Origin of the sequence: Terrisporobacter muris, from assembly GCF_024621905.1 — a bacterium.
In the GTDB taxonomy this organism is placed as follows: Bacteria; Bacillota; Clostridia; order Peptostreptococcales; family Peptostreptococcaceae; genus Terrisporobacter; species Terrisporobacter muris.
In genome coordinates this window covers 1-5,406 of sequence record NZ_JANKBY010000258.1, presented here as the reverse complement: position 1 = coordinate 5,406, position 5,406 = coordinate 1, and the positions used below count along the sequence as shown (strand labels likewise).

Genomic DNA, 5,406 nt, shown 5'->3' with positions numbered 1-5,406 from the left:
AATTGTTAATGAATAAGTTGTATAGTAAATTTTTTGCTCCAAAAACTATGATTGAAGACATAAAAAAAGTTGTGTAGGTTATAATATTTAACATGAGGTGTATAAAATTAAAAATAATGTAAATATAGTTATAATTTTATTTATTTATTAAATACACAACAAATGAACGTACTTATATGGAAACAAATGCAATTTTACAATTAGTTAGGAATCTGATAAAATATAAGAGATATTGTTCTCTGGGAGGCGATTTTGTGAGCAATAAGAATAAAGAAAAAATTATGTTTACTTTACCTGACTATATTTTATCTGAAGTAGATCAAATAGTGCAGATGGAAAATAGTAATAGGGAAGACTTTGCAAAGGCTGCTTTTCAGTTTTATATAACCCAAAAAAAGAAAATTAACCTAAAAGAAAGTATGATAAAGGGTTATAAGGAAATGGCTAAAATCAACTTATCATTAGCGGAACTTGGTATGACAGATGAAGTATCTTTGGATGATGATTCTGAAGGAGATATAGCCAAAGTTGAATAATCTTAGCTTAGATATTAAGCGAGGAGATTTATTTTATGCAGATTTAAGTCCAGTTATTGGCTCGGAACAAGGAGGCGTTAGACCTGTTTTAATAATCCAAAATAATATAGGAAATAAATATAGCCCTACGGTTATAATTGCTGCTATAACATCCCAGATTAATAAAGCAAAATTGCCTACCCATATAGAAATAAGTTCTAGTGAATACGGACTTAATAAAGACTCTGTAATTCTCTTAGAGCAAATTAGAACCATAGACAAAAAGCGGCTGAGAGAAAAAATAGGTTATCTAGATAATAAAACTATGCTAAAAGTAAATAATGGGCTGCAAATAAGTTTAGATTTATTTAGCATATAAAAAATTATTGATATAGTAGCATATCAATAATTTTTTTGTTTTATATACAAAAAACGCAAAAAAATACCATAAAGATGTTATAATATAATGAGATTTAAATACAATATGGCTAATTAACCAATAGCCTCAGTATATAACTAGGGAGGTAAATTACATGAGAGACCATAAAGGATTAAATGAGATTACTAATGTAATAAGAAAAGACATCGTCTCAATGATATGTAAATCAAAATCAGGGCATCCAGGTGGTTCATTATCAGCGGTTGAGATTTTAACAGCTCTTTACTTTGATCAAATGAATATTGACCCAACAAATCCAAAAATGGAAGATAGAGATAGATTTGTACTATCAAAAGGTCATGCAGCACCAGCTTTATATGCAACATTAGCTGAAAGAGGATATTTTGATAAAGAAGAGTTAAACAGTTTAAGAAAATTAGGAAGTATGCTTCAAGGGCATCCTGATATGAAAAAAATACCTGGTGTAGAAATGTCTACAGGTTCATTAGGACAAGGTTTTTCAGTTGCATGCGGAATGGCTATGGCAGCTAAATTAGATAACGCTCCATGGAATGTATATGCATTACTAGGAGATGGAGAAGTTCAAGAAGGTATTATATGGGAAGCTGCTATGAGTGCAGCTCACTACAAGCTTGATAATATGATAGCGTTCCTTGATTACAATGGACTTCAGATTGATGGAGAAGTTGAATCAGTAATGAGCATTAATCCTATAGAGGATAAGTTTAGAACTTTTGGATGGAATGTAATAACTATTGATGGTCATGACTTTGACCAAATATTTGCAGCATTAGATATGGCAAAAGATACAGTAGATAAGCCAACAATGATAATTGCTAAAACAGTAAAAGGTAAAGGGGTATCTTTCATGGAAAACCAAGCTTCATGGCATGGAAGTGCACCAAGTGAAGAACAACTTGAACAAGCATTATCAGAATTAGGAGGTGCTTTCCATGAGTAAAATAGCAACTAGGGAGGCTTACGGAAAAGCCTTAGTTAAATTAGGGAAAATGAATGACGATGTAGTAGTTTTAGATGCAGATTTATCTAAATCAACTAAAACAAATGACTTTTTAAAAGCATACCCAAATAGATTTTTCAACATGGGTATAGCAGAACAAAACTTAGTAGGTGCTGCTTGTGGTTTTGCAGCAGCAGGTAAAGTACCTTTTGCAAGTACATTTGCAATGTTCGCTACTGGAAGAGCATTTGAGGTAATAAGAAACTCAGTATGCTATCCTAAATTAAACGTAAAAATAGCAGCTACACATGCAGGTATTACTGTTGGAGAAGATGGTGGTTCTCACCAAAGTGTAGAAGATATATCTTTAATGAGATCTATCCCAAACATGACAGTAGTTGTTCCAGCTGATGGAATAGAAGCTGAAAAGATGATATTTGCAGCAGCTGAGTTTGATGGACCAATGTACATTAGACTTGGAAGAAGTGCAGTTCCAACAATATTTGAAGAAGACTATAATTTTGAAATTGGAAAAGGTGTTGTACTTAGAGATGGTAACGATGCTACGATAATAGCTTGTGGAATAATGGTTAATGAAGCTTTAATAGCTGCAGATATGTTAAAAGAAGAAAACATAAATGCTAGAGTTATTAATATGTCTACAATAAAACCAATAGATACAGACCTTATAATAAAAGCTGCTAAAGAAACTAAAGCAATAGTTACAGCAGAAGAACATAGTGTAATAGGTGGATTAGGATCAGCTGTAAGTGAAGTTGTATCTGAAAGTAACCCTATAATAGTTAAAAAGGTTGGAATGAATGATTGCTTCGGTGAATCAGGGACTCCAAGTGAATTATTAGAAAAATATGGTTTAACTGCTAAAAACATAGTAGAAAAAGTTAAAGAAGCATTAAACTAGTATATATATAGCGTATTTAATATTTTATTAAATACGCTTTTTTTATTGTAATGTATTTATATCTTATCTTAGTTATTGAGAAAATATAAATTACAATCTATTTATTATTCTATCGAAGATTATTACCTCATATATTTATAAGAGATAGGGGGGATAATGTGGAGATTAAGTTTAATATCAAAGGAGTAATATATGGTGTAATACTAATATTATTTATAGTTTTAGGATTTGTCTTTATACCTAAATTATTTTTAGATAATTCAAAACCAGTTGATTTCACAATGGTACAAAGAGAATCTATACCAGATAAAATATTAGATATTATGGATAAGTACGAAGACGAGGAGAGAGCTTTAGCAGTAAAACTAAATGGTAAAATATACGTTATAGTAACAAGGGGAGAAAAAGAACATGGTATAAACATAGATAAAATCACCATGGATACAGTGGAAGAAAAAACTGTTATGATAGTGAATATTACATATAAAGACAAGAGTAAGTCTTATCCTTTTGTAGTTGCTGAAACAAATCTTAAATCTTTGCCAGACAAAATCCAATTGAATACAACAAAAGAAGAAAAATAGAATAAGAGCTCTTGAATTAATCAAGAGCTCTTATTTATTTGAGTCAAGCGAATTTTATTTTGGTGTTAATATTGTTGATTCGGTTACTATATAATCTAGCTGAGCATCATGGTCTTCTTTTGGAACCTCATTAAAAATTTGTAAATCAAATGCGATTCCAACGGTAACAGCATCTTCTCTTAGATTCTCAAGAAATCTATCATAAAAACCTCCACCGTAGCCAAGTCTATAGCAGCCTTTATCATAGGCTACAGCAGGTACTATAACTACATCTAAATCTTTAATGTCTATAGTCGTAGAACATTCAGGTTTTGGCTCTCTAATATTATAAGCACCATACTGAATTCCATTTTCTAAATCTGTAATTTGAGAAGGTATTAATTTTCTTTCTTCTTTTAAAGTTATGGGAGATGCAACAGTTTTTCCTAAGTTGATAAGCTTATTAATTAAGCTATCTGTAGCAACCTCGTTATTAAAGTCTAAATAAAGCATAATAGTTTTAGCATTTTTTACACAGTCTAACTGAAGTAGCTTTTCTGTGATTATATCTGAGTTGTGCTTAATAAAATCTTTGTCCTTTTCTTTTCTAAGGTTAATAACCTTTTTTCTAAACTCTTTTTTCATATAATCTACACCTCTTAATTATGGTATTATATAATTACCGTAATTTTACTTTCTTAATATAAATTTTAGTTAAATTATAGATTTAAATCAATATAATTGATAAATAGTAATAAAAAGACAAGCTAGTCATATAATATATAGTAGATTGATTAAAGGAGAGATGAACAAATGATATCTAAGAAGAGGGCTCTTATATATTCTATTATTCTTGTAATAGTAACTGTAATTGGAACAACAATGTTTCAAATAACATTGGGGAACAAAGTAATAATATCTAAAGATTTATATGAATCTTATGCGAAGTATAATAAGTTATTGGGATTAGAAGAACTTATTCAGGAGGATTATTATAAAGAAGTATCAGAAAATAATCTAGTAGATGGAGCACTAAAAGGATTATTTGAAGGTCTTAATGACCCATATTCACAATACTATACAACAGATGAATTTCAAAGTTTAAAAGAGCAAACAAGTGGTTCTTTTGTTGGAATAGGAGTATACATAGGTGTTAATCCTGAAGATAATAAGTTAACAATAATTTCACCAATAGAAGGTTCACCCGCAGCTAAAGCAGGAATTAAATCTGGAGATATAGTGCTAAAAGTTGATGGAGAAAATGTTGATTCTAAGAAAATAGACGAGGTAATAAAAAATATAAAAGGTAAAGAAAATACAAAGGTTAATTTAACTGTCCAAAGAAAAGGAGAAGAGTTAAGTTTTGATATTAACAGAGAAACTATAGTAACAAAAAGTGTATCAAATGAAGTTATGGATAATAACATAGGATACTTAAGAATAACATCTTTTGATGAAAATACATATAAAGAGTTTAAAGAAAATTTAAGTCAATTAGAATCTAAAGGAGTAAAAGGACTAGTGATAGACTTAAGAGACAATCCAGGAGGGTTATTAGATGTTTGTGTGGATATAGCAGATGATTTGATAGGAAAGGGAACTATTGTTTATACAAAGGATAATACGGGGAATAAAGAGTACTATAAATCAGATGACAAAGAAGTTAATATGCCAATTGCTGTTTTAATAAATGGAGGAAGTGCATCTGCATCAGAAATTTTAACAGCAGCATTAGTTGATAATGGAAAAGCTATAGCGATAGGAGAAACATCTTTTGGTAAAGGGTTAGTACAAAGCGTAAAAGGATTAAAAGATGGTACTGGATATAAATTGACAACTGCTCAGTATTTTACACCAAATGGAGATTATATAAATGGAAAAGGTATTACACCTAAAATTCAAGAAGCAGATGAAAATCAACAGCTTAAATCGGCATTAGAATATATTAAGAAGGAAATTAAGTGATAACCCAATGATTTCTTTACAGGCTAAAAAAGCTGTAAAACCAAAAACTGCAATTATACTTGGAGCTCTTGCGGGAGCTA

At 30.2% G+C, this 5,406-nt stretch carries 7 protein-coding genes; 6 read left to right on the top strand and 1 reads right to left on the bottom strand.

Annotation, left to right across the window (positions count from 1 at the left end; genetic code table 11):
• Positions 1-254: 254 nt before the first annotated feature.
• The 5 genes from NSA58_RS15375 to NSA58_RS15355 all read left to right on the top strand — a co-directional run bounded on the left by NSA58_RS15375 (position 255) and on the right by NSA58_RS15355 (position 3,382).
• A complete protein-coding gene (locus NSA58_RS15375; RefSeq protein WP_052233059.1) occupies positions 255-536 on the top strand; it encodes a hypothetical protein in 282 nt (93 codons plus the stop codon).
• Positions 529-894: a type II toxin-antitoxin system PemK/MazF family toxin gene (locus NSA58_RS15370; RefSeq protein WP_039680435.1), complete on the top strand. Its 366-nt coding sequence runs from the start codon at positions 529-531 to the stop codon at positions 892-894. Before NSA58_RS15375 ends, NSA58_RS15370 begins: the two co-directional genes overlap by 8 nt.
• Positions 895-1,048: 154 nt before the next feature.
• On the top strand, positions 1,049-1,876 hold the full coding sequence (locus NSA58_RS15365; RefSeq protein ID WP_039680434.1) for a transketolase: 828 nt from the start codon (positions 1,049-1,051) through the stop codon (positions 1,874-1,876).
• Positions 1,869-2,798 carry a transketolase family protein gene (locus tag NSA58_RS15360; protein WP_039680433.1) on the top strand — a complete coding sequence of 310 codons (930 nt, stop codon included), beginning with the start codon at positions 1,869-1,871 and terminating at the stop codon, positions 2,796-2,798. The genes NSA58_RS15365 and NSA58_RS15360 overlap by 8 nt, the downstream gene beginning before the upstream one ends.
• Positions 2,799-2,956: 158 nt before the next feature.
• Positions 2,957-3,382, top strand: coding sequence for a hypothetical protein (locus NSA58_RS15355; protein WP_074080057.1), 426 nt, complete (start codon positions 2,957-2,959; stop codon positions 3,380-3,382).
• Positions 3,383-3,436: 54 nt separating this feature from the next.
• On the opposite strand, the gene NSA58_RS15350 is transcribed toward NSA58_RS15355, so the two are convergent.
• Complete coding sequence (locus NSA58_RS15350; protein ID WP_039680431.1) at positions 3,437-4,006, bottom strand: 5-formyltetrahydrofolate cyclo-ligase; 570 nt, start codon at positions 4,004-4,006, stop codon at positions 3,437-3,439.
• A gap of 168 nt (positions 4,007-4,174) precedes the next feature.
• Between NSA58_RS15350 and NSA58_RS15345 the strand changes: the two genes are divergently transcribed.
• Positions 4,175-5,326, top strand: a complete 1,152-nt coding sequence (locus NSA58_RS15345; RefSeq protein ID WP_039680430.1) for a S41 family peptidase — start codon at positions 4,175-4,177, stop codon at positions 5,324-5,326.
• Positions 5,327-5,406 lie beyond the last annotated feature (80 nt).